Origin of the sequence: Candidatus Poriferisocius sp. (genome assembly GCF_965208355.1) — a bacterium.
Classification (GTDB): Bacteria; Actinomycetota; Acidimicrobiia; order Acidimicrobiales; family Bin134; genus Poriferisocius.
Genome location: NZ_CBDBOM010000003.1, coordinates 1,874,093 through 1,900,310, shown reverse-complemented (window position 1 = coordinate 1,900,310; position 26,218 = coordinate 1,874,093). Strand labels below are relative to the sequence as shown.

The following is a 26,218-nucleotide window of genomic DNA, read 5'->3' as shown; positions in this document are numbered from 1 at the left end:
CGATTTCCGCGCGGCAGCATCCCCGAAATCAGGGAGGCCATTGCCTAGCCTGAGCGAATGCAACACATTGGTCGCTTCGCCACTGCCCTGATCGCAGTCGCCTCGATGGCTTTTTCGATTGTCGCCTCGCCGGCCAGTGCCCAAGAGCAAGGCGAGGATCAGAGCTCAGAGGGGGACCGCGACGCGTTGGTGGCCCTGTACGAGGCCACCGGCGGAGAAGGCTGGAGCGACTCGGGGGGCTGGCTCGATGGCGGGCCGCTGGGCAGCTGGTACGGCGTTACCGCCAATGACGACGATCGGGTCACCGGATTGTCTTTGGCGTCCAACGGATTGCTGGGCGAGCTTCCCGCCGAACTCGGAAGCCTCGAGTTCCTGGAATTCCTCGACTTGGGGAACAACGACCTGGTGGGTGATCTGCCCCCAGAGCTTGGCGGCCTCTCCAATCTTGTCGAGCTGGACCTACAGAACAACCGCCTGGAGCGCAGCATTCCCGCCGAGTTCGGCGAGCTTTCCCAGCTCACGGTGCTCGATCTCAAGTACAACGGCCTGTGGGGGGCGATACCCCCGGAGCTTGGCCAGCTTGGCGAGCTCCGCATATTGGACTTGCGGGGCAACGTCTTGTCGGGCGGGATACCCGTCGAGCTGGGCAGAATGTCAAAGCTGACCCACCTGATGCTGAGGTTCAACGGCTTGTCGGGCGGGATACCCGCCGAGCTGGGTGATCTGCGCAGCCTTAGGTGGCTGGACTTCAGCAACAACGGTTTGTCGGGGGAGATTCCCGCCGAGCTGGGTGATCTGCGCAGCCTTGAGTGGCTGGACTTCAGCAACAACGGTTTGTCGGGGGAGATTCCCGTCAGACTCGCCGACCTCTCCAAGCTGCGACACCTCAGCTTGACGGCCAATGACCTATCAGGAGAGATCCCGGCGGCGCTTGGCCGGCTGACTCAGCTCCGGAACTTGTCACTGTCGGTCAACGATCTGAAAGGGAGGATTCCCCACCAGCTGGGCCAACTCGAAAATCTCCAAGTGCTTCGGCTTGGGCACAACAGGCTCTCGGGGCGAATTTCTACCGAACTGGGCAAACTGGGGCGCCTCACCCTGCTGTGGCTGGAGGACAACAACCTCTCGGGGGCGATACCCCCGCAGCTGGGCAGGTTGACGGAGCTTAGGGAATTGGATCTCAGCGAGAACGGCTTGTCGGGGGAGATTCCCAATGAGTTGGGCCGACTGGCGGAGTTGACGCGGCTGTCCCTCCAAGACAACGGCTTGTCGGGGGAGATACCCGCTGAACTGGGCCAACTAGCCGAACTGGAAGACGTTGACCTCAGCAACAACTGGCTGTCGGGCACCATCCCCGAGGGGATTGGTTCAATAGTCGGTCTCAAGAGCCTTCTGCTCCACGACAACGTGTTGTCGGGGGATGTGCCAGCAGGTATCGGCGAGTTGGGCCGGTTGGGGGTGTTGGATCTCTCCAACAACCGGCTGTCGGGTGAGATTCCGGTGGGAGTCGGCGAGTTGGGCCGGTTGGGGGTGTTGGATCTCTCCAACAACCGGCTGTCGGGTGAGATACCGGAGGAGATCGGCCAACTGTCGAGTCTCGTGTACCTGGACCTGCGCAGCAACCGGCTTACGCGGGAGATCCCCACCAGCCTTGCTGAGCTTCAGATGCTCACCCATCTGCTGCTTCGGGACAACCAGCTGACTGGGGAGATCCCCGCCGAGCTGGGCGGTTTGGCCAACCTGATATGGCTCGATCTGAGCATCAACTTCCTGTCAGGCGAGATCCCCGAGGAGCTAGGCCAACTCGAAAACCTCCTGGCGCTGTATCTGAGCTACAACCGTCTTACCGGCAAGCTGCCCCCTGAGTTGGGCGAGCTGACGAACCTGAAGCACCTGATCATTCGCCGCAACCAGCTTTCGGGGGAGATTCCCGCCGAGTTTGGCCGGTTGGCCAGTTTGGAGCGGCTCAACCTGTGGGCCAACCAGCTTTCGGGGGAGCTTCCCGCCGAGCTGGGCAATCTCACCAGCCTCACGAGGCTGGACCTCGACGGCAACGAGTTCAAGGGGGAGATTCCAGCCGAATTGGGCAATCTCACCAAACTGCGAGAGCTGTGGCTGGACGGCAATCAGCTCACCGGCGAGATCCCCGCTTGGCTCGGCAACCTCAGTGACCTCAGACGACTGCACCTGCACAACAATCAGCTCACCGGCGAGATCCCTGCGGAATTGGGCGCGCTAAGCAGGCTGACCCATCTGTATCTCTACAGCAATCAGCTGGAGGGGGAGATCCCGGCCGAGTTGGGGGCTCTCAGCAGCCTCACGCACCTCTACATCGGAAACAACTTGCTGAGCGGGGAGATTCCCGCTGCACTGGGGAACCTGAGCAACCTGACGCATGTCTACATTGGCGACAATCAGCTTGTCGGCGAGGTGCCTGCCGAGCTGGGCAACCTAGGCAAACTCATGCAGTTGTACATCAGTGGCAATCAGCTCACCGGTTGCCTGCCCGCCGCCTGGGAGTCAGCCGACCTCACGGGGAGCGACTTGGAATCGCTCGGCCTGGAGTTCTGCGACGAGTAAACGCCCGGCCCTCCATTCGCTGAGTTGTGGCTGCCCCAATAGGAAGCCGTTCTGGAAGAAAGCTGAACTCAGGCCATCGCCCTCAGGTCGCGCTGCAAGTCCTTGATCTCGTCGCGCAGACGGGCGGCGTACTCGAACTTCAGGTCGGTGGCGGCCTCGTTCATCTCCTCGGTGAGAGTGTGGATGAGGCGCTCGATGCCGCCGGAGTCCAGGTCGATCACATCGGGGCGCCGACGCGACTGATCCATCGAGCGGGAGCGCTGACCGCCCCCGGGTATGGGCACGCCGTCTTCAGCCGGCCGCAACTCGGCCAGGATGTCGCTGACCGCCTTGCGAATGGTCTGGGGGTTGATGCCGTGCTGCTCGTTGAAGGCCTGCTGCAGCCCCCGCCGCCGGTGGGTCTCGGAGATGGCCCGCCTCATGGAGTCGGTCACCATGTCGGCGTACATGATTACTTGGCCGTCCACGTTGCGGGCTGCCCGGCCGATGGTCTGGATCAGCGAGGTCTCGCTGCGCAGGAAGCCCTCCTTGTCGGCGTCCAAAATGGCGACCAGCGACACTTCGGGCAGGTCGAGCCCCTCCCGCAGCAGGTTGATGCCCACCAGCACGTCGAATTCGCCCAATCTCAGATCCCGCAGTATTTCGATCCGCTCGATGGTGTCTACCTCACTGTGCAGGTAGCGGACTTGTACCCCCAACTCCAGCAGGTACTCGGTGAGATCCTCGGCCATCTTCTTGGTCAGCGTGGTTACCAGCACCCTTTGGCCCCGCTCGGTGCGGTCTTCGATGAGCTTCATCAGGTCGTCGATCTGGCCCTTGGTGGGGCGCACCTGTACTTCGGGGTCTACTAGCCCGGTAGGCCGCACAATCTGCTCCACCACCTGGGCAGACACGCTGATCTCATAGTCGCTGGGAGTGGCCGACAGAAATACCACCTGGCCCACCCGCTCCATAACCTCCTCAAATTGCAGCGGGCGGTTGTCCACCGCTGACGGCAGCCGAAAGCCGTGGTCCACCAGGGTGTTCTTGCGGCTCCGGTCGCCCTCGTACTGGCCGTGGAGCTGGGGCACGGCCACATGGGACTCGTCGATCACGGTGACGAAATCGTCGGGGAAGTAGTCCAGCAGCGTGTACGGCCGCTCTCCAGGAGCCCGCCCGTCGATGTGTCTGGAGTAGTTCTCAATGCCGTTGCAGAAGCCGATCTCCTGCATCATCTCCAGGTCGTAGGTGGTGCGCATCCGCAGCCGTTGGGCCTCCAGCAGCTTGCCCTCCTTCTCAAAATAGGCCAGCCGCTCTTGGAGCTCGGCCTCTATCCCTGTCATGGCCTGGCGCATCCGCTCTTCACCGGCCACATAGTGGGTGGCGGGGAACACGACTATTTCGCTCAGCGAGTGGAGCCGCTCACCGGTCACCGGGTCGACGGTGGTGATTTGCTCCACTTCGTCGCCGAAAAGCTGGATGCGAACCACGTATTCCTCGTAGGCCGGGTGGACTTCGATGACGTCGCCCCGAACCCGGAAGCGGCCCCGCACCAGATTGGTGTCGTTGCGCTCGTACTGCATGTCCACTAGTCGGCGCAGCAGGTCCCGCTGGTCGTAGCTCTCGCCCACCTTGGAAATGCACAGCAGGTTCTTGTACTCGTCCGGCCCGCCCAGCCCGTAGATGCATGACACCGAGGCCACCACGATCACATCCCGGCGGGTCAGCAGCGCCTCGGTGGTGGAATGGCGCAGGCGGTCGATCTCGTCGTTGACCGACGAATCCTTTTCGATGTAGGTGTCGGAGGCCGGCATGTAGGCCTCGGGCTGGTAGTAGTCGTAGTACGACACGAAGTACTCCACCCGGTTGTCGGGGAAGAACTCCCGCATCTCATTGGCCAACTGGGCGGCCAGCGACTTGTTGGGGGCCAGCACGAGGGTTGGCCGTTGTACCTGTTCGATGGTCCAGGCCACCGTGGCACTCTTACCCGAACCGGTGATTCCCAAAAGCGTCTGGAACCGGTCCCCGCGATTCAATCCCTCTGAAAGCTGGCCGATGGCTTTGGGCTGGTCCCCCGCTGGTTCGAACGACGACACCATCCGAAAGGCCGTGTCCCCCAAGCTGCTCACCTATGCGATGCTACTGATGATGTTGGCGAATTTGGCCACCATGGCGCATCCCAGGTCCCTCCGGAAGAGGCGATCCGCATGGCGACTGGTTCTGGCGATCGCAGCAGCCGTGGTTCTGACCGTCGGCTGTGCTTCGAGCGATTCGCCTTCCTCGGTGCCTGCGCCGATCAGCACGCCTGCGCCCACTCCTACCGCTGAGCCGACCTATACGCCTGCGCCCACCGCTTCCGCTGAGCCGGAGCCCACTTCTGTGCCCACTGCTACCGCGACCCCGGTCCGCCAGATTGAGTTCGGTTTCACCTTCGAGAACGATGCCGAGGGTTGGATGGCGGGCTTTGCCGACTTGCCGGTGGACTATGACCCGACGATCTACGAACTCGACAGCAGCCATCGAGCCCTTCCTGATGGCCTGGAGGGCTCGGGCATCTACATCCAGGGGCACAACCGTAGCGATGACCTCTTCATGTACCTCAAGAGACAGATCGAGGGCCTAGAACCGTCAGCGACCTACACCGTTTCGGTGTCTATTGACTTGGCCTCAAACATTCCTCTGGGAATGGTCGGAATCGGTGGATCGCCTGGTGAAAGCGTGTATGTAAAGGGGGGTGCCTCCACGGTGGAGCCGGTGGGGGTAACCGGTTCCAACAACCACTGGCGAATGAACATCGACAAGGGTAACCAGTCCACCGGGGGCTCGGCGATGAAGGTGATCGGGAATGTGGCCAACCCCGATGTCGTCGGCGACGAGTACCGAATCAAGACGCTGGCCAGCGGGCCGCATTTCCTCAGCGTTGAGACTGATAGCGAGGGCCGGGCGTGGCTGATCGTGGGAACCGACTCGGGTTTCGAAGGCCTCACCACCCTCTACTATGACCGAATCTCCTTCACGCTGGCGCTCTCCGATTGAATTGCCGGGTTAGCTCTTCCGGCGGTTTAGGTTCGGGCGTTGCTAACGATCCCATAATCGGTTCATCACAATTCCATGGGAGGATGCGACGTTGTGAGGAGCCCCGACGAGGCCACAATTGTTCTGGTTGAGGATGATCCCAACATCGCCGACCTGGTGGACATGTACTTGCGCAAGGACGGCTACCGGGTATACCAGGCTGCCGACGGCGAGACCGGGCTGAAGCTCGCCAAAGACCACCGGCCCTGCATGGTGATACTCGACATCGGGCTCCCCGGCGGCATGGACGGCTTGACGGTCTGTCGGGAGCTGAGGGCTGTCTCCGACGTTCCCATCATCTTCCTCACCGCCCGAGACGACGAGATCGACCGCATTATCGGGCTGGAGATGGGCTCCGACGATTACGTCACCAAGCCATTCTCGCCCCGTGAGCTGATGGCCAGGGTGCGCGCCGTGATGAGAAGGGTGGAGGGCTCGGGCACCACTGCTATGTCTCCTGTGCTGGCTGTGGGCAGCGTGGAGGTGGACACTGCCAGGCGCGAGGTGCGCTTGGACGGCGGCCAAGTGGCGCTCACCGTGAGGGAGTTCGACTTGCTCCAGTTCCTGACCGAGAACCAGGGGTTGGCCCTCAGCCGGCGGCAACTGCTGGATGGGGTTTGGGGCTACGACTGGATCGGTGACGAGCGCACCGTAGACGTGCATGTGCTGCAATTGCGCAAGAAGCTGGGTGACGCCCTCCCCCTGACCACTGTTCGGGGCGTGGGCTACCGGCTGGGCTGAAGCGGCTACCGATGCAGCGCAAGCTGACAATTGCCGTGCTGGTAACCGTGGTGGTCACGCTCCTTTTGGCGGGCATATCCAGCGTGCTGCTAATTCGCCGCGAAGACCGACAGGCCACCCAGCGGGCACTGGAGCAAGAGGCCAGCGCCCTGGCGAGCCTGATGCAGACGATTCCGTTCAGAGGCGAACAGCGCAATCCGCAACTGCTCAGGGCAGGTGAGATTCTTCGCCGCAACGACGTGACTGCGCTCCTGTTAACCGATGACAAGATCGTCGGCCAGTTGCCCGAGCAAGTGGAGCCAGGCGACCTGATCCCTCTCCACAACCAGTCCAAGCAGTCGGTGAGCGGCATCCGCGACGGCACGGCCTGGGCAGCCGCCGTGGGGGTGCGTCCCGGCCCGGTCACCACCGTGTTGGTGTTGACCGACGACGCCGACCAACTGCTGGGTGTCATGTGGCGTTGGCTGGTTGTGTCTGCTGCGGTGTCGCTTGCCATAGGGGCGGTGGTTGCCGCGTGGTTTAGCAGACGGCTTACCGGGCCCATCGCCAGGGCGCGGGATGCTACCCGCAAGATCGCAGGCGGCGATCTGAGCGCCAGGGTGAACACCCAGCACCGCGGCACAGACGAGATCGGCGAGCTGTCGGAATCCATCAACACAATGGCCGAGTCGCTGGAGCGCTCCCGAGCCCTTGAGCGGCAGTTCCTCATGTCGGTGTCCCACGACCTTCGCACGCCTCTCACGTCCATTCGCGGCTACAGCGAGGCCATCTCCGATGGCACTGCGGAGAACAGCCAGGAGGCCGCCGAAGTGATCGTGGCCGAGTCGGCGCGATTGGAGAGGCTGGTGAGCGACCTGTTGGATCTCGCCCGACTCGAGGCCAGAGAGTTCTCATTGCACATGCAGTGGGTGGACGTCGGTTCGGTGGTTTCGGACGTGTGCGCCGGTTTCGCCCTTGCAGCCGAGGAAGCGGGCATTGCGCTCGAGGTGGTGCAAGACGATTCGCCGGAGGGTGCAGCGGAGTCCACGGTTGCCTGGTGCGACGCGGGAAGGCTGGCCCAGATAGCGGCCAATCTGGTGCAGAACGCCCTCAAGTTTGCTGAAACCAGCGTCCGGGTCGGGTATCGGACTTCCCAAGGCCAAGCGCTCGTGACCGTGGCGGACGACGGCGTCGGCATCAGCCAGGAAGACCTGCCACATGTGTTCGAGAGGCTGTATGCGGCCCGTCACTCGCCCAAGGTCGAGGAGGCCGGATCGGGGCTGGGACTGGCGATCGTGGCCGAGCTTGCCCACGCAATGGGAGGCGAGGTGAGCGTGGCCGCCCAAGAGCCCTCTGGCACCGGCTTCACCGTGGTTTTGCGCTCCTCAGAGGAGGATTGAGCGGCGCAGGCGCCCAAACCCCCGAGGTAACCACCGCCGTTGTCGCAGAAGCCCAAGCCAATTCTGCCGAGTCCGGTTCTGTGGAGTCCGACTCCAAGCAGGACGGCGAAGGGGAATCCTGCGATCGGGACGGCAAGGCAGGTCACCACGGCAGGCGCGGCACAGGAACGGGCTGACGAGATTTTGGCCTCTGTTCGCGAGAGGGTCACCGAGAAGGTGAATGGCGAGCACACCTTGCGTATGAAGAATCATCGGCGGCGCTAGCCCGTTCGATAACCCCCCCAACCTCTTACCCGGCACTGGCCGGAGCGACTGTTCCCCCGCGGTTGCTCCGGTCAGTTGCGTTGCGCGGGCAAAGGTGGAGCTTGCGGGTGCCCAACTTAGATTTTGCGACCAAGGCTGGCGCCGGCGTGGATGGCAGCCATGATGCTGTTGGTTCCGTTTACGTCGCCCACCAGGTGCAAGTTGAACGGTGGAGTGTCGGCCTGACCAGGCATCTCGGTGAGGAGATAGTCGGACAGCTCACTATTGCAGTCGTGGTAGCTCACAATCACCACGGTGTCGGCGTCGAAGCTCCGTTCGGTGTATGTGCCCAGGTCGCGGGTCACGACTGCATCGGGAGTGATTTCCCGGAGCGCCACTGCGGGAACAAAGGAGAACGGTCCGGCGAACAGCCTCTCCCGGCTGGCCTCGACGGTGGCGGCCGGGTACAGGATCGTCGCCCCCAGTTGTTCGTGGCGGCTGAGAAACGTCACCTCCGCTCCTGCGGCCATAAGGGCATCGCACACCGAGATGGCCTCGAACGTGCCGGTGTCGTCGTACACCACCGCCTTTTGGCCGATGGAGGCTCGGCCTCCAAACCCCAGCACCTCCCAACTGGTGTAGACGTGGGGCAGGTCGGCCCCGGGGACCGGCTTCGAGGGCGCAGAGATCTGAAAGCCCCGCCGAGGGGTGGTGCCAGTGGCGATGATCAACTCGTCCGGGCGTTCATCGGCGACCACGTCGGGATCGACGGGGGAGCGGAGCTTCACAGTCACCCCCAGCCGGTCGAGCTCGTCGGCCAAGAACGCGGTGATTGCCCCCAGGTCAGAACGGGGCGGCACCGAGGCGGCCATGCGGACCTGGCCCCCCAAGTCGCCGGTCATCTCGTGGAGCACCACATCGTGGCCCCGCAGCGCCGCGGTGCGGGCTGCCTCTAGTCCCGCGGGTCCGCCCCCAGCCACCAGTACCCGCTTGGGCTCTGAGACCCTGTCTTCCGGTTCGAATGGCAACGAAGTCTCCTGGCCCGCGGCGGTGTTGACCACGCAGCGCATCTTCCCCGCCACCATGAACCGGGCCACGCAGCCCACCGAGGTGCCGATGCAAGGGCGGATCTCGCCTTCCCGGCCGTCGCGTGCCTTGGCCACCAGCTCGGGGTCTGCGATCATCCCCCGCACGATGGACACCAAGTCGGCCACGCCGCTCTTGATGAGGTGCTCGGCGTGGTCGAGGGTGGTGATACGGCCGGTGACGATGGTGGGCACGTCCACCGCCGCAGTCACCACTTCGCTGGTGGGCACCTCGTAGCCCAGCCCTTCATCCAGCGTGGACAACAATCGGTGGAAGCGCCAATAGGACGAAAGCGACACGTCGAGGAAGTCGATGTCGGGCTCCACCAGCTTGGCGATGTCGGCGGCTTCCTCCGGTTCGACGCCGCCCTCGATCTGGTCGTCGGCTGAGATGCGCAGGCCAACCGGGAAGCCGGGGCTGGTCTCAGTTCGGATGGCGGCCAGGATCTCCCGCAGGAATCGGGTGCGATTCTCCAGGCTGCCGCCGTAGTCGTCGCCTCGCAGGTTGGTGGCGGGGGAGAGGAACTGGCCGATCAGGTAGCCGTGGGCCCCGTGCAGCTCCACGCCGTCGAGCCCGCCCTGCTCGCAACGCCGAGCCGCGGCGGCGAATGCCTCCACCAAGTCGTCGATCATGGCTTGGGTCAGCTCCTGGGGGACCACACCCACCATCGGGCTGGGGATGGCACTAGGGGCCAGGGGTTGCTGGAAGTTCTGGAGCGATCGCTGTTCGATAGCCGCCCCTCCATGCCAGAGCTGCTGGAACACCTTGCCCCCGGCGGCGTGAAGGCGAGCGGCCATCTCCTCGTAGAACGGCAGCACCTTGTCGGCGAACACCGGGATATCGGTCGGAGAAGACGGGTGGACGCCGGCGATCTGGAGGATGGTGAGGGCCGCGCCGCCCCTGGCCCGGGCCTCGTGGTAGGCGATCAGGTCTTCACCCGCTGCGCCGGTGCTGTGAGCAGCCCGGACGATCCGGTTGGGCAGCGTGCAGCCGCCGATGTCGAGAGGCTGAAAAACGTTTGGGTAGGTCATGGGGCTATTCAGGTCCCATTTTCTGCGGCTCTTTCCATCTCTCCTGTCTCAATTGTCAGCGCGGGCCGATAAGTTCACTGCGTGGCCGACGAGATCGTCATCCATGGAGCGCGTGAGCACAACCTGCGCGACGTCCATCTGACGATACCCCGCGACCGGCTCATCGTATTCACCGGCATCTCCGGGTCGGGCAAGTCGTCGCTGGCCTTCGACACCATCTACGCCGAAGGCCAGCGCCGCTACGTCGAGTCGCTGTCGGCCTACGCCCGCCAATTCCTGGGCCAGATGGACAAGCCCGACGTGGACTTCATCGACGGGCTGTCCCCGGCCATCTCCATCGACCAGAAGAGCGCCTCCCGCAACCCCCGCTCCACGGTGGGGACCATCACCGAGGTGTACGACTACCTGCGGCTGCTGTTCGCTCGCATCGGGATCCCCCACGACCCTGAGACTGGCGAACGGCTGGTGCGCCAGACCCCCCAGCAGATTGTCGACCGGGTGATGGAGATGGACGAGGACACAAGGTTCCAGGTGCTGGCCCCGGTGGTGCGGGGCCGCAAGGGCACCTACGACACCCTGTTGGCCGAGCTGGCTTCCGACGGATTCGCCCGAGCCATCGTGGACGGCGACCTGATCGAGTTGGACAATGGCATCGACGATCTCGACTTGGCCCGCTACGAGATGCACAGCATCTCGGTGGTGGTGGATCGCCTGGTGATGCGGGAGGGCATTGAGCGGCGGCTCACCGAATCGATGGAGACCGCGCTGGGGCTGGCCGAGGGCGTGGCCGAGCTGATGATCATGCCCCAGGACTCCGACTCCGACGAAGAGCCGCAGACGATTACCTTCTCCCAGCACCTGTCCCGGCCCTCCGATGGCAAGTCGTTTGAAGAACTGGCCCCCCGCAACTTCTCCTTCAACTCGCCGTACGGGGCGTGCCAGTCGTGCGACGGGCTGGGGTCGGTGTTCGAGGTCGACCCCCAGCTGGTGATACCCGACCCCGACCTGAGCCTGGAGGATGGGGCCATCGCCCCGTGGGCCAAGGGTCACAACCAGTACTTCAAGCGCCTGGTGGAGTCGGTGGCGGAGGACCGGGACATCCCCATGGACGAGCCGTGGGGGAGCCTCGACCGCAAGCACCATGACCTGCTGCTTTACGGCAAGGGCATTGCCAACCAGCGGACCGAGGTCCGATTCAAGAACCGATATGGCCGGGTTCGCCGCTACAACGCCCGCTACGAGGGGGTCATCCCCTATCTCCAGCGCCGCCACAGCGAGTCGGACTCCGACGCGGTGCGGGCCCAGATCGAGGGGTACATGCGGGAGGTGCCCTGCTCGACGTGCCAAGGCGCCCGACTCAACCCGCTGTCACTGGCGGTGACCGTGGACAACCGCACCATCGACGAGGTGTGCGGGTTGTCCATTCGGGACTCGGCCGCCGCCTTGGCCTCGCTGGAGCTGTCGGAGCGCGACCAGGCCATCGCCGGGCAAGTGCTCAAGGAGATAAACGCCCGGCTCAAGTTCCTGCTCGACGTCGGACTGGAATACCTGACCCTGGGTCGCTCGGCCGGCACCCTCAGCGGGGGAGAGGCCCAGCGCATCCGGCTGGCCTCGCAGATCGGCAGCGGCCTTGTCGGCGTGCTCTACGTGCTGGACGAGCCCTCCATCGGCTTGCATCAGCGGGACAACCGCCGCCTCATCGACACCCTGGAGCGGATGCGGGATCTGGGCAACACCGTTTTGGTGGTGGAGCACGACGAGGAGACGGTGCGGGTGGCCGACTACGTGGTGGATATCGGCCCCGGCGCCGGCGAGCACGGCGGCACCGTGGTCCACTCCGGCACCGTTGCCGGCCTGATGAAGAACAAGAAGTCGCTCACCGGCGACTACCTGTCGGGCCGCAAGTCCATCCCAGTGCCCGAGCACCGGCGGAATCCGGGCGACGACTGGCTCACCATTCGCGGCGCCCGGGAGCACAATCTGGCCGACATCGACATCGACATCCCGCTGGGCTGCTTCGTGACCGTGACCGGGGTGTCGGGGTCGGGCAAGTCCACCCTGGTCAACGACATCTTGTACCGGTCGCTGATGCAGCGCATCTACAAGTCCAAGATCCCGCCCGGCCTGCACAAGGGCATCGACGGCACCGAGGCCCTCGACAAGGTGATCAACATCGACCAGCAGCCCATCGGCCGCACCCCTCGGTCCAACCCGGCCACCTACACCAGCGTTTTCGACCACATCCGCAAGCTGTTCGCCCAGACCCCCGAGTCCCGGGTGCGGGGCTACATGCCGGGCCGGTTCTCCTTCAACGTGAAAGGCGGGCGCTGCGAGGCCTGCTCGGGCGACGGCACCATCAAGATCGAGATGCACTTTCTGCCCGACGTTTATGTGCCGTGCGAGGTGTGCAAGGGGGCCCGTTACAACCGCGACACCCTCGACATCGAGTTCAAGGGCAAGACCATCTCCGAAGTGCTGGACATGTCCTGCGCCGATGCCCTGGAATTCTTCGGCAACCAGCCGGCCATCACCCGCCACATGCAGACCCTGGTGGACGTTGGGTTGGGCTACATCCGCCTGGGCCAGCCCGCCCCCACCTTGTCGGGGGGCGAGGCCCAGCGGGTGAAGCTGGCCTCTGAGCTGGCCAAGCGACCCACCGGCCACACCATCTACATCCTCGACGAGCCCACCACCGGGCTGCACTTCGACGACGTCCGCAAGCTGCTGGCGGTGCTCAGCCGCCTGGTGGACCAGGGCAACACCGTGCTGGTGATCGAGCACAACCTCGATGTGGTCAAGACCGCCGACTGGATCGTGGACCTAGGTCCCGAGGGCGGCGACAACGGCGGGACCGTGGTGGCCGAGGGTCCCCCCGAGCTGGTGGCTCGCTCCGACCACAGCTACACCGGCAAGTTCCTCCGGCCCGTGCTGGGTATCTGAGCTAACTGCCGCCACGCCCTTCACCAAGCGCACAGGAAGAATCCTGGCTGACTCATTAGGCTCCGCCCATGGATAGACGAGAATTCTTGCGGGCCGCCGTTGTTGCTACTGGCGGCGCCGTCACTGTTCCACTGGTCGGCAGCGCAGTCGGTGCTCAGCCCGGCCCCGGCCCTTACGGCAGCCTCGACGGCATTGAGCCTGATGAAAACGGCATCCTTCTGCCCCCGGGCTTTACTTCTCGGATTGTGGCGATGGCCGGCGAGCCAGTGGGCAAATCCGAATATCGGTGGCTTGTCTATCCCGACGGAGCGGCTGTGTTCGACGACGGCGAGGGTGGCTGGTACCACACGGTCAACAGTGAGGTGTTCCTTTCGGGTTTTGCCGGTGTCTCCGCCATTCACTACGGCCCCGACGGAGAAATCCTCGACGCCTACCGTCTGCTGGGAGAAAGCAACGCCAATTGCGGCGGCGGTCCTACCCCATGGGGCACCTTCTTGTCAGGCGAGGAGGACTTCAGCGGCTACGGCGTGATCTGGGAATGCGACCCGACGGGGGCCACACCGTCGATGTCCCGCCCGGCCATGGGGATCTTCACCCACGAGGCGGCTGCAGTCGACCACGACCGCCAGCAGGTGTACATGACCGAGGACCAGTACGACGGGCTGTTCTACCGGTTCACGCCGTCCAACTACCCCGATTTGAGCGAGGGATTGCTCGAAGCTGCCCGCGTCGAGGAGGACGGTTCCGTTACCTGGATCGAAATACCCGACCCGTCGGCGAGCGAGACACTTACCCGCCATCAGCTGCCCGATGAGGCGACAGCGTTCTTGGGCGGGGAAGGCATTTGGTACCACGACGACGTGGTGTTCTGGTCGACCAAGTTCGACAACATCATCCATGCCATCAATACCGCAGAGCAGACCTACAGCCGGATCTATGAGGCTGATCCGGACATGGTGGCCGACGGCACCGCAATTCTGTCGGGCGTGGACAACCTCACCGTGGACGGCGGCAGCGGCGACGTGTACGTGGCCGAAGACGGCGGCAACATGGAGATCGTCATCATCACCCCCGAGGGCGAGGTCGCTCCGTTTCTGCGCGTCGTAGACCAGGATGGGTCGGAGATCACCGGACCGGTGTTCAATCCCCGGCGCGACCGCCTGTATTTCTCCAGCCAGCGCGGTCCGGCCCCCAACAATGCCGAGGATGTGATGCCGGAATCGGTGATCAAGGGGAACCACACCGGCATCACCTATGAGGTAACCGGGCCTTTCCGCGGCATCGTGCCCGAGCCCGAGCCAACCCCGACGGCAGCGCCAACGGTGGTCGCAACCCCAACGGCCGCCCCGACTCCGGCTCCGACCCCGGCACCCACCGCTGCCCCGACTCCGGCCCCCACACCTGCCCCAACCAGGGCTGCAACCCCCGCGCCGACTCCCGCTCCCACCGAGACCATCGCCGCCGCAGCCAGCTCTGGCGGCAATGGCGGAGGCGGAAGCAACACCGGGATTTTCGTCGGCGTGGGAGTGGCTGCGGCTGCCGTAGTGGCCGGCGCCCTGGTGGCCATTCGACGAAGGCGACCTGCCTAGCGGACAGTTCCCAATTGGCCGGGAATTGCCCCCCTCTACTGGAAGCGGGCCGACTGCTCGCCGAATATCACGTTTTCGGGATCGAAGTCGGGGTTGGCCACCAGCACCTCGCACTCCATCCGGTCGGGATCACGGAAGAACAAGCTGAGCTTTCGCCCGAACACGGTGACGATACCGTCGGTCGCTCCTGCCGCCATTAGCCGTTCCCTGATTTCGGAGAACTCCTCGAAGCTGGCTGCCAGCAGCCCTATGTGATCGATCCGCCCCCGGCCGTACATCGGAGTCTGGTTGTCGGCCTCGTTGTTACCCTCAATCTCGAACACATTGAATTCGCAGTCCGGCCCAATGTTGATGATCGTCATCCGCGGCCCACCCGGAAATTCCGGCCCGTCAAACTCAATCGACGCCCCGAAGTTCTCCACATAGAACCGCTGAAGCCGATCCGAGTCCTTCGTGATCGTCGCAACATGATCAATTCCCGCCGTCAGCATGGCCGAACCTCCCTGCCTATGCCCGTACCGGCCGGTGGCCCGTATCGGTGTATCTGTTGCGATAGTTGTCTTGCAGGTTCAGCCACAGTTCGGGTCCAGTTCCCAGTGCGCGCCCGATTTCGTCGGCAATCTCGGCGGTGATCTCTGTCCGATCTTCAAGAATCGCCGTGACCGCCTCGACAGTTCTTCCCATAGTCTCTGCAAGCCTGGCCGTGCTCCAGCCACGTGCCTCCAGTTCGTCGCTCAGGATCTCCCCTGGAGTGAAACTCGGCTCAATTTCGCCCATGCCTGGTTCCTTCCTCATCAGTGGTAGTCCGCGATCTCTATCAGAAGAGCAATCCTACCGCTTCCCCTCACAGAGCCTCTGCCTGCTATTCCTTTACGCAGTGAACGCAACGTCTGATTACCTCACACCTGAGGCTCGTGCTCGCATGGCGATCGATGACCAACTGGTGGAGTGCGGGTGGGAGGTGCAGGACTACCAGCACGCGGCGGTCGCCGCCGCCAGGGGAGTGGCGGTGCGAGAGGTGCCCACCGAGGCCGGACCGGCCGACTACGTGCTCTACGTCGATTCCCAAGCAGTAGGTGTTATCGAAGCCAAGAAGGAGGGCACCACCCTTACCGGAGTAGAGCCCCAGACTTGCAAGTACCAGTCCGCCTATCCCGGCCAGTTACCCGCTTTCTTGGTGGATGACTCGCTGCCGTTTGGTTACGAGTCCACCGGTACCGAGACCCGCTTCACCAGCGGGCTTGACCCCAAGCCCACCTCTCGACGGGCGTTCGCCTTCCACCGCCCTGAGACGCTGGCCCGCTGGCGGGACGACCACAGAGAGTTCAATGGCATCGCCACCCTGCGCAACGGCTTTGGAGAGTTGCCCGAATTGGGCGACGAGCCACCCGGGCTATGGCCGGCGCAGGCCGAAGCCATCCGCAATCTGGAGGCGTCGTTCAAGGACAATCGTCCACGAGCACTGATCCAGATGGCCACTGGCGCGGGCAAGACTTTTGCCGCTGCCAACGTGTGCTACCGGCTGCTGCGCCACGCTCGGGCCAACCGCATCCTGTTCTTGGTCGACCGGGCCAACCTGGGCCGCCAGGCCGTCCGGGAGTTTGAGGGTTTCGATGTACCCGACAGTCGCCACAAGTTCACTGAGCTGTACAACGTCCGTCGGCTCGCCTCTTCACAGCTCAACATGGCCAACGAGGCGGCTGCCAAAGTCCATGTCAGCACCATCCAACGTCTCTATTCCATCCTGCGGGGCGAGGAGCTTGACGAAGACCTCGACGAGCGGTCGGGTTTTGACATTCCCCTCGATCAGCCGGTGGAGCTGGCCTACAACCCGAGGGTGCCGATCGAGTCGTACGACTTGATCATCATCGACGAGTGCCATCGCTCGATCTACGGCGTGTGGCGCCAGGTGCTGGAGTATTTCGACGCCTTTCTGGTGGGCCTAACCGCCACGCCCGGCATTCAGACTTTTGGCTTCTTCGACCAGAACCTGGTGATGGAGTACGGGCACACTCAAGCGGTGGCCGACCGGGTCAACGTGGACTTCGACATCTTCCGCATCCAGACCGAGATCACCGAAGCAGGCAGCACTGTACCCGCAGGCTTTGTGACCGAGTTCCGCGATCGTGAGACCCGCAGCATCCGGCTCGAGCAGGCCGACGCTGACATCGACTACAACGCAGCGGAACTCGACAAGAAAGTGGTGGCCCCCGATCAGATCCGCACCATCGTGCGCACGTTTCGCAACTCGCTGCCCAAGATGTTTGAAGAGCGGGAACGCAACGAAGATGGCCTCCTGGTCAATGTTCCCAAGACCCTGATCTTCGCCAAAGACGACAGCCACGCCGACGACATCGTGCAGATTGTTCGGGAGGAGTTCGGTCTTGGCAACCAGGGGGCGGTGAAGATCACCTACCGTTCCGGCGAGTCGGGCGAGAGCGCCGAGCAACTGCTCCAGAAGTTCCGCACCGACTATCCCACCCGCATCGCGGTAACCGTGGACATGATCGCCACCGGCACCGACGTAAAGCCCATCGAGTGCGTGGTGTTCATGCGCATGGTGCGAAGCCGCAACTTCTTCGAGCAGATGAAGGGCCGAGGCGTCCGGGTGATCGACAGCGACCAGCTTCGTACAGTCACTCCCGACGCCCAGGCCAAGGAGTTCTTCGTCATCGTGGACGCGGTGGGCGTGACCGAGGCCGACCTCCACGACACCGTTCCGTTAGAGCGACAGCGATACGCGACCTTTGATCAGCTGCTCAACCAAATCGGCCTCGGCGTAAGGGATCCCGACGTGGTGTCATCGGTAGCGTCGCGCCTGGCCCGACTCGACCGTCGAATCACCGCAGAAGACCGGTCGGAGGTGGAGTCGGTGGCAGGGGTCGAACTGAGCGATTTGGTCCGCCAAATCACAGATGCCCTCGACCCCGACCACCAGGTTGCCGCCGCCACGGCAGAAACAGGCACCGACGACCCATCCCCCGAGCACGTGGCCCTAGCCGCCCAAGAGCTGATCGCCGAAGCGATCCAACCCCTGGCCGGCAACCCCGAATTGCGGGAGAAGCTGGTGGACATCCGCCGCAGCTACGAACAGGTCATCGACACCGCCTCTCGTGACCGGGTGATCTCAGGTGAATTCTCCGTCGATGCTGCCGACCGGGCCCACACCCAAGTGGAGTCTTGGAAGCAGTTCATTGAAGACCACAAAGACGAGATCACCGCGCTGGAGGTCCTCTACAGCCAGCCCTACGGCGGCGGCCTCACCTACGACGACATCAAGGAACTGGTCAGCGCCGTCGGCCGTCCACCACACCGCTGGACCCCCGACATCCTCTGGCAGGCCTACGAAACTCTCGACAAGTCCAAGGTCAGAGGCTCAGGCCACCGAGTAGCCACCGACCTCGTGAGCCTGGTCCGCTATGCCCTCGGAAACGCCGACGAACTGGTTGCTTACCCCGATCTGGTCAACGAACGGTTCGAAGTCTGGTTGAACCAACAGCAGACCTCCGGAACCGACTTCACCGACGACCAACTCGCTTACCTCGGCCTGATCAAGGACCGTATCGCCTCCAGCCTCAGCATCACCCTCGCCGACCTCCAGTCCCCACCCTTCAGCGACCGCGGCGGCCTAGGCAAAGCCCGCCAACTCTTCGGTGCCGGCTTGAACTCCCTGCTTGACGATCTGATCGAAGCCCTAGCGGCATGAATGGGGAGCTACCTTCCAGATGGGAGCGGGTACAACTTGGTCAAATTTGTCTTCCTCGAGCCGGGAAGGTGATTCCGGCTTCCGACGACGACCGTCCCTACTTGAGCCTCGACAACATTGCAGGCGATAGCGGGACGGTGATCGGCTGGGAAAAGTCAAGCGACTATAGCTCGCAGTCAGTTGAGCTATACCCGGAAGACGTAGCGTATGCGCGGTTGCGGCCCTATCTGAACAAGGTCGCACACATAGATTGCGAAGCACTCGGTTCAGCAGAGCTGATTGTGTTGCCAAAGTCTCAAGCCATACTGCCGCGGTACTTGCAGCACTCGCTCTTGAGTCCTTCATTCTGCGCGTTTGCGCAGCATGAGAGTACGGGCGACCGCCCGCGCCTCAAGTGGCGACAAATGCAGGAGTATGAAATTGCGCTGCCGCCGATTGATGAGCAAGCTCGAATTGTCGCTGCCATCGAAGAACACTTCTCCCGCCTCGATGCTGCCGCTGAGTCTTTGCGCGCTTCGCATGGGAAGCTCCGTTCCTTACCCTCCGTACTGGCCAAGACGGCCATTCGAGGGTGGGCAAGTGAGCAGCTTGGGGAGGTCGCTGAGGTCTTTGTGGGCTCGACGCCCAGTCGAAGCAGACCTGAATTGTGGGATGGCTCAATACCTTGGGTTTCTAGCGGTGAGGTGCAGTTTTGCCGTATCAGAGAAACACGTGAGTCCGTCTCAGTTGGTGCAGTCAAGTCTGATCGAATACATCCACCCGGCACTGTCCTCCTGGGAATGATTGGTGAAGGAAAAACTAGAGGGCAGGCAGCGATCCTCGAAATTGCAGCAGCCCATAACCAAAACTCTGCCGCCATCCGAGTCGATCATTCGAGACTCATGCCTGAATGGCTCTACTACGTATTCCGCGCCCAATACGAAGCGAATCGAGGCGTTGGGTCTGGAAACAACCAACCAGCACTGAATAAATCGCGGGTACGTGAGCTCGTAGTCCCTCTGCCACCTCTCAGTGAACAAGATCGACTCATCAAGGGCTTGAATGAAGCCATGGATGCAATTGACCATGCTGACGCAGAAGTGCAGCGCGCCCAACAACGATGCAGCGCTCTCTACAAGTCTCTTCTCTCAGAGGCGTTTTCAGGCCGTCTCGTACCCCAAGACCCCAACGACGAACCAGCTTCAGCCCTACTGGAGCGCATCGCTGATTCTCGGTAGCTCGCTGCTGGGAGCGTTGACGAAGAATCGGCTCGCATGTCTCTAGTCAAGGGGGCACACTCGCGCTGATCGAAAAGATCGCTTAGGAGATACCCGTGGCTGGAAGAAGTTCTGAACGAATACCGCCTGATCGCTACCTGATGCCCATCGTTGGGCTGCAGGTACCCTGCCGGTGGGAGATCGGCCGTGTCGCTCTTCATCCCGGAACCGCCGGTCCTGACCTCATTCGAGACGTACCGCCAATCGGAGATGAGGGGGATTTCTTTCACGATGGCGTATACGAGCTTCTCGATTTGGCGAAGGAGTCGACGATTGCCGTGGTTCCAGGCAGGTTTGACATCGATGCCGCGATAGACGAACTCAGGGCAAGCCTCGACGTCCTTCGACTCTTTCAGCTTTCTCGTCAATCCGGGCAGTCAACCTCGTTTGGCCTTCCTGGTGATGTAAGCGAATCAAAGATTGGCTACATCGCCATCTGGGAGAACAGCGCACCGGGGCACCGTCTCGTCGGTGACTACCTAGGCTTCACGTTCACTCAGGCGTCCCACGACGATTGGGCCAGTTCTAACGCTTTCCAGTACTTGAGTGATTCGCTTGCCGATACATCGCCTCCTGATGGTGCTCGCCGGGCGGTAACGGGAGCACGGCTATTGGCTCGAGCGGCCACAGAGTACCGCTCTGACCTTAAGTTGCTCAGTGTCATGGCAGCCCTTGAAGCCTGGCTATTGAAGCGCCATTCAGGCTCCCAAACCCTTCGACTCGCACGTCACGTCACGTGGTTTGGATGTGGGCGGCCCGAAGAAAGTCTCTGTGGTCGAGATCGTCCAATCTGTGCGTATCTCAACCTATCTCCCAACAACTCGCGTGATCGCTACAGACTCAATTCGCTACGAGATCTTGGAAATACCTACTTGGGTTGGCGCTGTTCCGAATGGCATCGGGTGATGGATTGGTACGACGCCCGCTCAGGCGCAGCTCACGGTGATCCGGGCGCCGTAGGTGCAAAGCATGCATCCACCGCGGAATATTGCGTGTTGCACTACCTGATGGAGCCCATCCTCAACTGGTTGCGCGAGCACCCCGACGACCCGGTCGCCGATTTGGAAATCACTCTTGATGCAACGCAAGACCCTGACGGTTGGCAAGAGATGCTTGAAGCCCTCGACTCGAAAGTGCCCCCTGCTGCACCTCCCTTGACCTAGGGGAAAGCGAAGATGCCGGCTTGTCGTGGTCGATAATGTGGTATCGAGCTGATACCATCCATTGAATGGCTATGACACTCAGACTGACTGAGGAGGAGCAGGACGCTCTACGAGAGCGAGCGGCGCTCGAGGGTACGTCGATGCAGGAGGCAGCACGACGGGCCGTACGCGAGTACATCGCCAAGGCCGATCATCGCGACCGCGTCGCGGCTGCTGCTGAACTCATCACGCAGCGCCATGCTGACGCGTTGCAACGCCTGGGCGAGTGAGTTTCACCGTCGAATACCTGGACGCCGAGGATCTTCTAGAGCTAGCTCGCCGCTTTCTCGGGGACACGCCGCCCGTTCGCGATCTCGGCTTGCTGGGCGCAGCTGCCGCCCGGCCGCAGGCATCGGCCTTTGGTGAGGACGCGTATCCCGACATCTGGAGCAAGGCCGGTGCGCTGCTGCATTCGATTGTCAGCAACCACCCGCTGATTGACGGCAACAAGCGGCTTGGCTGGCTTGCCACTGCCGTCTTTCTGGAACTCAACGAAGCCAGCGTGAGCAGCGCTGCCAACGACGACGTGTACGACCTTGTAGTAGCCGTCGCAACCGGCGCCCTAAGCGTCGACCACATTGCGGAGGCACTACAGCTCATGCATGAGCAGGCCCCTGACTCCTAGTTGTGACATGGTGAAGCGCCTATGACCTCCGACCCCAAGGCCATGGTGCAGAAGCTGTGGGACTTCTGCGATTTGCTCCGGGATGATGGCTTGTCATACGGCGATTATCTGGAGCAGCTCACATACCTGCTATTTCTCAAGATGGCAGATGAACAGGAAGAGATGCTGGGGGAGCGGGTGGTGCCCATCGGCTACGACTGGGCGACGCTGCTGAATCGGTCGGGAGAACAGCTCGAAGCCCAGTACGACAGGACCCTTGCCAAGTTGGGTTCGTACGACGACATGCTTGGAGAGGTATTTCGCAAGGCTCGCAACCGGGTTCAGAATCCTGCCAAGTTGGAACGGCTCATAAAGGAGTTCATCGACCAGCACGAGTGGATGAGTTACGACGCCGACCTGAAGGGCGATGCCTACGAAGGTCTGATTGAACGGACCGCCCAAGAAGGGGCTAGGGGTGCGGGGCAGTACTTCACTCCGCGGGCTCTCATCTCTGCCATCGTCGATGTGATGCTTCCTGGACCCGAGGATCGCATCTGCGACCCTGCCTGCGGGACTGGTGGATTCTTCCTTGGTGCTTACCAATCCATCGTGGAGCGGTTCCCCATTCTGAGTTCTGAACAGTCTGCTCACTTGCGCTCCGGAGCATTCACTGGCTGGGAGATTGCCGACCTGCCTGCGCGCCTTTGTGCCATGAATCTGCTTCTTCACGGCATCGAAAGCCCTGAGTCCGATTCCCCCATCAATGTGGATGACGCGTTACGGGATGACCCGGGCGAGCGCTTCGACATGGTTCTTACCAATCCGCCATTTGGCAAGGCAGCCTCTGACGCATACGTGCGCGACGACTTCTGGGCTACTACCAGGAACAAGCAACTCAACTTCGTCCAGCACGTCGTCAGCCTGCTCAAGATCGGCGGCACCGCCGCGGTAGTCGTCCCAGACAACGTGTTGTTCGAGGCCGATGCCGGCGAGACCATCCGCCGACGGCTCTTGCATGATTGCGATGTCCACACATTGCTCCGTCTCCCTACCGGCATCTTCTACGCCCAGGGTGTTAAGGCCAACGTCCTCTTTTTCCGCCGCCGCGAGGGTGCGGAGCAAGCCTGGACCAAGGAGCTGTGGGTATACGACCTCCGCACCAACAAGCACTTCACCCTCAAGCAGAACCCTCTAACCAGGGCAGACCTTGACGACTTCGTTGCTTGCTACAACCCCACCAACCGCCACCAGCGCCAAGAGTCCAAGCGCTTCAAGCGCTACTCCTACGACGAACTCAACGCTCGCGACAAGGTCAGCCTCGACCTCTTCTGGCTCCGCGACGAGGGCCTCGAGGATATCGACAACCTCCCCGCCCCCGCCGTCCTAGCCGCCGAAATCGCCGAAGACCTCCAGTCCGCCCTCACCGAAATCCAAGCCCTCGCCGACGGTCTCACCGCTCCTGACTAGCCAACATTCAAACCACCAACGCATTCTGCCTTCAAGGGCAAAAGCACACTAGATGTAACAAATCAGACGCATGTGGCAGAGCGACCTAATGATGTCAGAAGAAACGGACTGAAGAACTACTTTACATTGCAGTATTGCCCACTAACCAAAGTAGTTACTGATATCATCAAACGGTGTTACATCGTTATGCATCGATTGGATGGATGGCTTCTAGATCTTGTTCAGAAATCTCCTGAATCAAATTATATACCCTTCCAGCTTCTTGACGACGGTCAATGTAGTCCCGATATGCTTGAAGGGCATTTTCAATGAGCTCATCGTATCTAACGATGCGCGCGTTGAGGGCGCGTAGCGAGTCGCGGGAGCGAGATTCGCCGGTTTCAGATTCATCCCAATCCCGCAGTCGTTTTCCAATTACGCACACGAATTCTAAAGGCTCGTGCCCTTTGCCAGCGCTCCTCAGGCAATTTTCTGCGGCACTGTAGTACTTGGAAATTTGTGAATGAAGATCGGAAGTAGATAACACCCTGTTAGCGCGTTTCAGTTCAATGAGAACATGCTTATTGCCGGTAGTGCTGTATTTGAGATCCAAGCGAGCATTTCGTTGCTCTTTTGTCAGTGAATCATAGACTGCATCAAGAGCCGTATAAATTCTGGACTCCATAAATTCGGTGTGTGTGGCGCGTTCCCAAGACGGATCCAAGAGCCAGAGATGCTTATGTAGGTGATTCTGAAGCACCTTCTCCTTGGCATTTTCGTCCACAAGGTCATTTAGTTTACCGATAACTTCGAGCCGGTCTTTTGATATTTGGTAGTAGGCACTGGCCTCCAAATCATCCAATTGGATGAACACTTGGCTCAAGACTTCCAAATTTTCTGGGGATACCTCGTCCAATCTATGAAGCAGATTGCGAAGCTTTAGGCTTTCAAATGCCAATATGCCGCTTACAAAGAGTTGGCGCTTGTCATCAGGGTCGTCGATCGTCAGTTGATTAATGCGGCCCAGCAACTTTTCTGCTGCCCTCTTCTGATCGGCGTTTAAACTGTTGTACCATTCCTCAATTTGAGGGAACATCAATGCATCTTGAGTTCCCTTCAAGTTCCGGAGTTCAGTCCACCTGCTTTGAATGTGCTTGAGTTCGGTCTTTAACTTCTTCTTCAGTTGTTCGTAACGGGGATCTTCTTCTATCAATCGCTGTCGGCTAGTAGTGGCGATATCTTCCTGATCATCAAGATCAAGGAAGTCCGCATGGATTTCACCAATAATGTACTTGGTGTATAGTCCACCTTCCCCAAATTCTTCAAGAATGTCTTCTTGGGCAAGCTTTCCTCTTACCATTATGACTATCTTGTTGATGCTTTCCGATGTGTCTGCATCCTTTAGTTGACCAGCTTCGAACGCAGTTCCGATCCAGCCGTCAATTTCGTAGTCCTGGCCTTCGTTGACGGCACCGGATCGACTTTCACTGTCCTCGTGTTTTTTTGCGGTGCCACGGCACTCGTCCCCTCTTGGGCCATAGGTCCAAATATATTGTAACTTATCCTGGTATTCTCTATCTTCTATAGTTACGAGTTCTCCGTCTAATGCGATTTCAAAATTATGTTGGGGCCCTATTATACTAAATCGCCGAGCTAATCGTCTTCTTAATGCCCTTCCTGTCCATTGGAGCTGGCGTTTCATATTAGTCAGTACAATTCGTGTACCCTTTGATATTTCGACATCTTGCGTGTTGACTGGTGAAGGATGGTATTGTACTTCGTGTCCGTCCTTGATGATCCGTTCAATGTCGTCAGAATCCATGCGAAACCCGTGTTTCAGTGAGTTCCTGACACTGTGAATTTCCACAGTTCGCGCGATGGAAAATAATGAGAGCTTACCGATTCCCTTACGTCCCATTACCGGACGTTGAAATCTAGGCGTTAAGCCTTCCTCGGCGCGTCGCTCATATCCGACATACAGGTACTTGTTGTTTGCATCCTGAATTGTCATACCATGTCCGTCATCTTCGATGGTGACGCTGCCATCGTCTGCATCTATTGAGATAGATACATGTTCCGCATCGGCATCCCAAGAGTTTGCCACGACCTCTGATAATACGGCAGCGATATTGCTATATAAGCCAAAGCCCAGATGCCTCAAAATGTTGAGGCTTACAGTCATCTTGTATGTGTGGTCGTCGGTCGTCATCGATTTGTACTCACATGGGATAATATTGCATTGCCGATTGCTGTTCCCAGCTTGACAGGCACTGCATTTCCAATTAGGCGAGCTATTGGTGCTGTATGGATAACAGCGTCGTCCGGAAGGAAGGAATATGTTTCCGGAAATGTTTGAAGTAAAGCTCCTTCTCGCAATGATATTGCGCGATCTTGTTCAGGGTGTCCGAACCTTCCATTGCCGTAGCCATGAAATTGAGTCGTAATTGTGGGTGCGAGTTCATCCCACCTCATTCGCCCATAGACGCTGGAATAGGTGCGTCCACTGGTCTTGGTGTGGCATTGTGCCCGAAGTTCTTCGTCCCAGTCCTTCCAGGTTCCGCCCGGCGTAGAACTCCTTATGCGTCTCAGATTCGTATCGGATAAGCCACTGGCCCTGTGCAATCTATCAGTGAGCGACTCACAGCCCGCTGCGATCTGTTCGAGGTGGTGGATGCTCTTCTTGACAGTTAGCTCACGTTGATCGACATTTGAGGGAGAGGGCAGATCTATGGGCCCGAGCAAAGAAGCAAGCAATACGAGACGCCTTCTTGTTTGAGGTACTCCATAGTCCGAACAGCTGACGACGGAATAATTGTAGTGGTAGCCTGACTGGATTAGATTGGTGAGGAATTCGGAAAAGACTTCATGCCTTGTCAGCAGAGAGACATTCTCCATCGTGACAATGTCGGGTTGTACCGCTGCTATCAACTCGGAGAACTTGTCTAGCGGCTGGAGTTCTCGTTGTTCGTGACCAATGGGATTGGTATAGGTGGAGTACGGTTGACAAGGTGCGCAACCTGACAAGACGGTGGGATGCCCAGGGGGGTAGAGGGAGGCAAGAAACTCTGGTGCGAGGTCAAAGATGTCTTCTTGGTAGAACCTCCCCTTTACATTTGATTCAAAGGGGTGTTTGCAGAAGGGGTCGTTGTCGATGCCAGCGACGATGTTTATCCCAGCCTGCTGCATGCCGAAGGAAAGACCACCAGCTCCGCAGAACAGGTCGACGGCGTGTGGTAGAAGGGGCTGCTGCTTTTTTTGGACGTCAGCCATCGGTAGCCAAACCTTGTCGCCAAGGAAATGGTAATTCCATTGGAGGCGGATGATAGAGAGGAGGGGAAGGGTCCGCCACTCTAGTCGGAGG

General features: G+C 60.7%; 18 protein-coding genes. 12 read left to right on the top strand and 6 right to left on the bottom strand.

From position 1 onward, the window contains the following. Nucleotides 1-57 precede the first annotated feature (57 nt). Entirely contained in the window at nt 58-2,580 is a 2,523-nt protein-coding gene (locus tag ACOGXH_RS10055) for a leucine-rich repeat domain-containing protein (protein ID WP_419928971.1), read from the top strand. Nucleotides 2,581-2,648: 68 nt separating this feature from the next. Here ACOGXH_RS10055 and uvrB read toward each other — a convergent pair whose 3' ends face one another. Further along, nucleotides 2,649-4,658 (bottom strand): excinuclease ABC subunit UvrB, encoded by a 2,010-nt coding sequence (uvrB, locus tag ACOGXH_RS10050; RefSeq protein WP_419930356.1) that lies wholly within the window; start codon nt 4,656-4,658, stop codon nt 2,649-2,651. Between the two features lie 184 nt (nt 4,659-4,842). Here uvrB and ACOGXH_RS10045 point away from each other — a divergent pair, with 184 nt between their 5' ends. The 3 genes from ACOGXH_RS10045 to ACOGXH_RS10035 all read left to right on the top strand — a co-directional run bounded on the left by ACOGXH_RS10045 (nt 4,843) and on the right by ACOGXH_RS10035 (nt 7,754). Next, a complete protein-coding gene (locus ACOGXH_RS10045; protein WP_419928970.1) occupies nt 4,843-5,595 on the top strand; it encodes a PEP-CTERM sorting domain-containing protein in 753 nt (250 codons plus the stop codon). 93 nt (nt 5,596-5,688) lie between these two features. After that, on the top strand, nt 5,689-6,375 hold the full coding sequence (locus tag ACOGXH_RS10040; protein WP_419928969.1) for a response regulator transcription factor: 687 nt from the start codon (nt 5,689-5,691) through the stop codon (nt 6,373-6,375). 11 nt (nt 6,376-6,386) lie between these two features. Further along, nucleotides 6,387-7,754 carry a sensor histidine kinase gene (locus ACOGXH_RS10035; protein ID WP_419928968.1) on the top strand — a complete coding sequence of 456 codons (1,368 nt, stop codon included), beginning with the start codon at nt 6,387-6,389 and terminating at the stop codon, nt 7,752-7,754. Nucleotides 7,755-8,134: 380 nt separating this feature from the next. On the opposite strand, the gene ACOGXH_RS10030 is transcribed toward ACOGXH_RS10035, so the two are convergent. Further along, nucleotides 8,135-10,114, bottom strand: coding sequence for an FAD-dependent oxidoreductase (locus ACOGXH_RS10030; protein ID WP_419928967.1), 1,980 nt, complete (start codon nt 10,112-10,114; stop codon nt 8,135-8,137). Between the two features lie 81 nt (nt 10,115-10,195). Here ACOGXH_RS10030 and uvrA point away from each other — a divergent pair, with 81 nt between their 5' ends. Beyond that, nucleotides 10,196-13,054: an excinuclease ABC subunit UvrA gene (uvrA, locus tag ACOGXH_RS10025; protein ID WP_419928966.1), complete on the top strand. Its 2,859-nt coding sequence runs from the start codon at nt 10,196-10,198 to the stop codon at nt 13,052-13,054. Nucleotides 13,055-13,122: 68 nt separating this feature from the next. Further along, nucleotides 13,123-14,643, top strand: a complete 1,521-nt coding sequence (locus ACOGXH_RS10020) for an alkaline phosphatase PhoX (RefSeq protein ID WP_419928965.1) — start codon at nt 13,123-13,125, stop codon at nt 14,641-14,643. A 35-nt stretch (nt 14,644-14,678) separates the two neighbouring features. Here ACOGXH_RS10020 and ACOGXH_RS10015 read toward each other — a convergent pair whose 3' ends face one another. Continuing rightward, the gene (locus ACOGXH_RS10015; protein WP_419928964.1) at nt 14,679-15,134 is read right to left on the bottom strand and encodes a VOC family protein; all 456 of its coding nucleotides are present in this window, start codon (nt 15,132-15,134) and stop codon (nt 14,679-14,681) included. A 16-nt stretch (nt 15,135-15,150) separates the two neighbouring features. Further along, on the bottom strand, nt 15,151-15,420 hold the full coding sequence (locus ACOGXH_RS10010; protein ID WP_419928963.1) for a HigA family addiction module antitoxin: 270 nt from the start codon (nt 15,418-15,420) through the stop codon (nt 15,151-15,153). Between the two features lie 145 nt (nt 15,421-15,565). Between ACOGXH_RS10010 and ACOGXH_RS10005 the strand changes: the two genes are divergently transcribed. The 6 genes from ACOGXH_RS10005 to ACOGXH_RS09980 all read left to right on the top strand — a co-directional run bounded on the left by ACOGXH_RS10005 (nt 15,566) and on the right by ACOGXH_RS09980 (nt 22,878). Beyond that, complete coding sequence (locus ACOGXH_RS10005; protein ID WP_419928962.1) at nt 15,566-18,349, top strand: DEAD/DEAH box helicase family protein; 2,784 nt, start codon at nt 15,566-15,568, stop codon at nt 18,347-18,349. A gap of 101 nt (nt 18,350-18,450) precedes the next feature. After that, nucleotides 18,451-19,566 carry a restriction endonuclease subunit S gene (locus tag ACOGXH_RS10000; protein ID WP_419928961.1) on the top strand — a complete coding sequence of 372 codons (1,116 nt, stop codon included), beginning with the start codon at nt 18,451-18,453 and terminating at the stop codon, nt 19,564-19,566. 95 nt (nt 19,567-19,661) lie between these two features. Then, a complete protein-coding gene (locus tag ACOGXH_RS09995; RefSeq protein WP_419928960.1) occupies nt 19,662-20,768 on the top strand; it encodes a hypothetical protein in 1,107 nt (368 codons plus the stop codon). A 65-nt stretch (nt 20,769-20,833) separates the two neighbouring features. Next, the gene (locus ACOGXH_RS09990; RefSeq protein WP_419928959.1) at nt 20,834-21,037 is read left to right on the top strand and encodes a DUF6290 family protein; all 204 of its coding nucleotides are present in this window, start codon (nt 20,834-20,836) and stop codon (nt 21,035-21,037) included. Beyond that, nucleotides 21,034-21,432, top strand: a complete 399-nt coding sequence (locus ACOGXH_RS09985) for a type II toxin-antitoxin system death-on-curing family toxin (protein ID WP_419928958.1) — start codon at nt 21,034-21,036, stop codon at nt 21,430-21,432. Before ACOGXH_RS09990 ends, ACOGXH_RS09985 begins: the two co-directional genes overlap by 4 nt. Nucleotides 21,433-21,453: 21 nt before the next feature. Then, the gene (locus ACOGXH_RS09980) at nt 21,454-22,878 is read left to right on the top strand and encodes an N-6 DNA methylase (RefSeq protein ID WP_419928957.1); all 1,425 of its coding nucleotides are present in this window, start codon (nt 21,454-21,456) and stop codon (nt 22,876-22,878) included. Between the two features lie 184 nt (nt 22,879-23,062). Here the strand turns inward: ACOGXH_RS09980 and ACOGXH_RS09975 are convergent, their stop codons facing one another. Beyond that, nucleotides 23,063-25,066, bottom strand: a complete 2,004-nt coding sequence (locus ACOGXH_RS09975; RefSeq protein ID WP_419928956.1) for an ATP-binding protein — start codon at nt 25,064-25,066, stop codon at nt 23,063-23,065. Continuing rightward, entirely contained in the window at nt 25,063-26,127 is a 1,065-nt protein-coding gene (locus ACOGXH_RS09970; RefSeq protein ID WP_419928955.1) for a DNA cytosine methyltransferase, read from the bottom strand. Before ACOGXH_RS09970 ends, ACOGXH_RS09975 begins: the two co-directional genes overlap by 4 nt. Nucleotides 26,128-26,218: the final 91 nt, after the last annotated feature.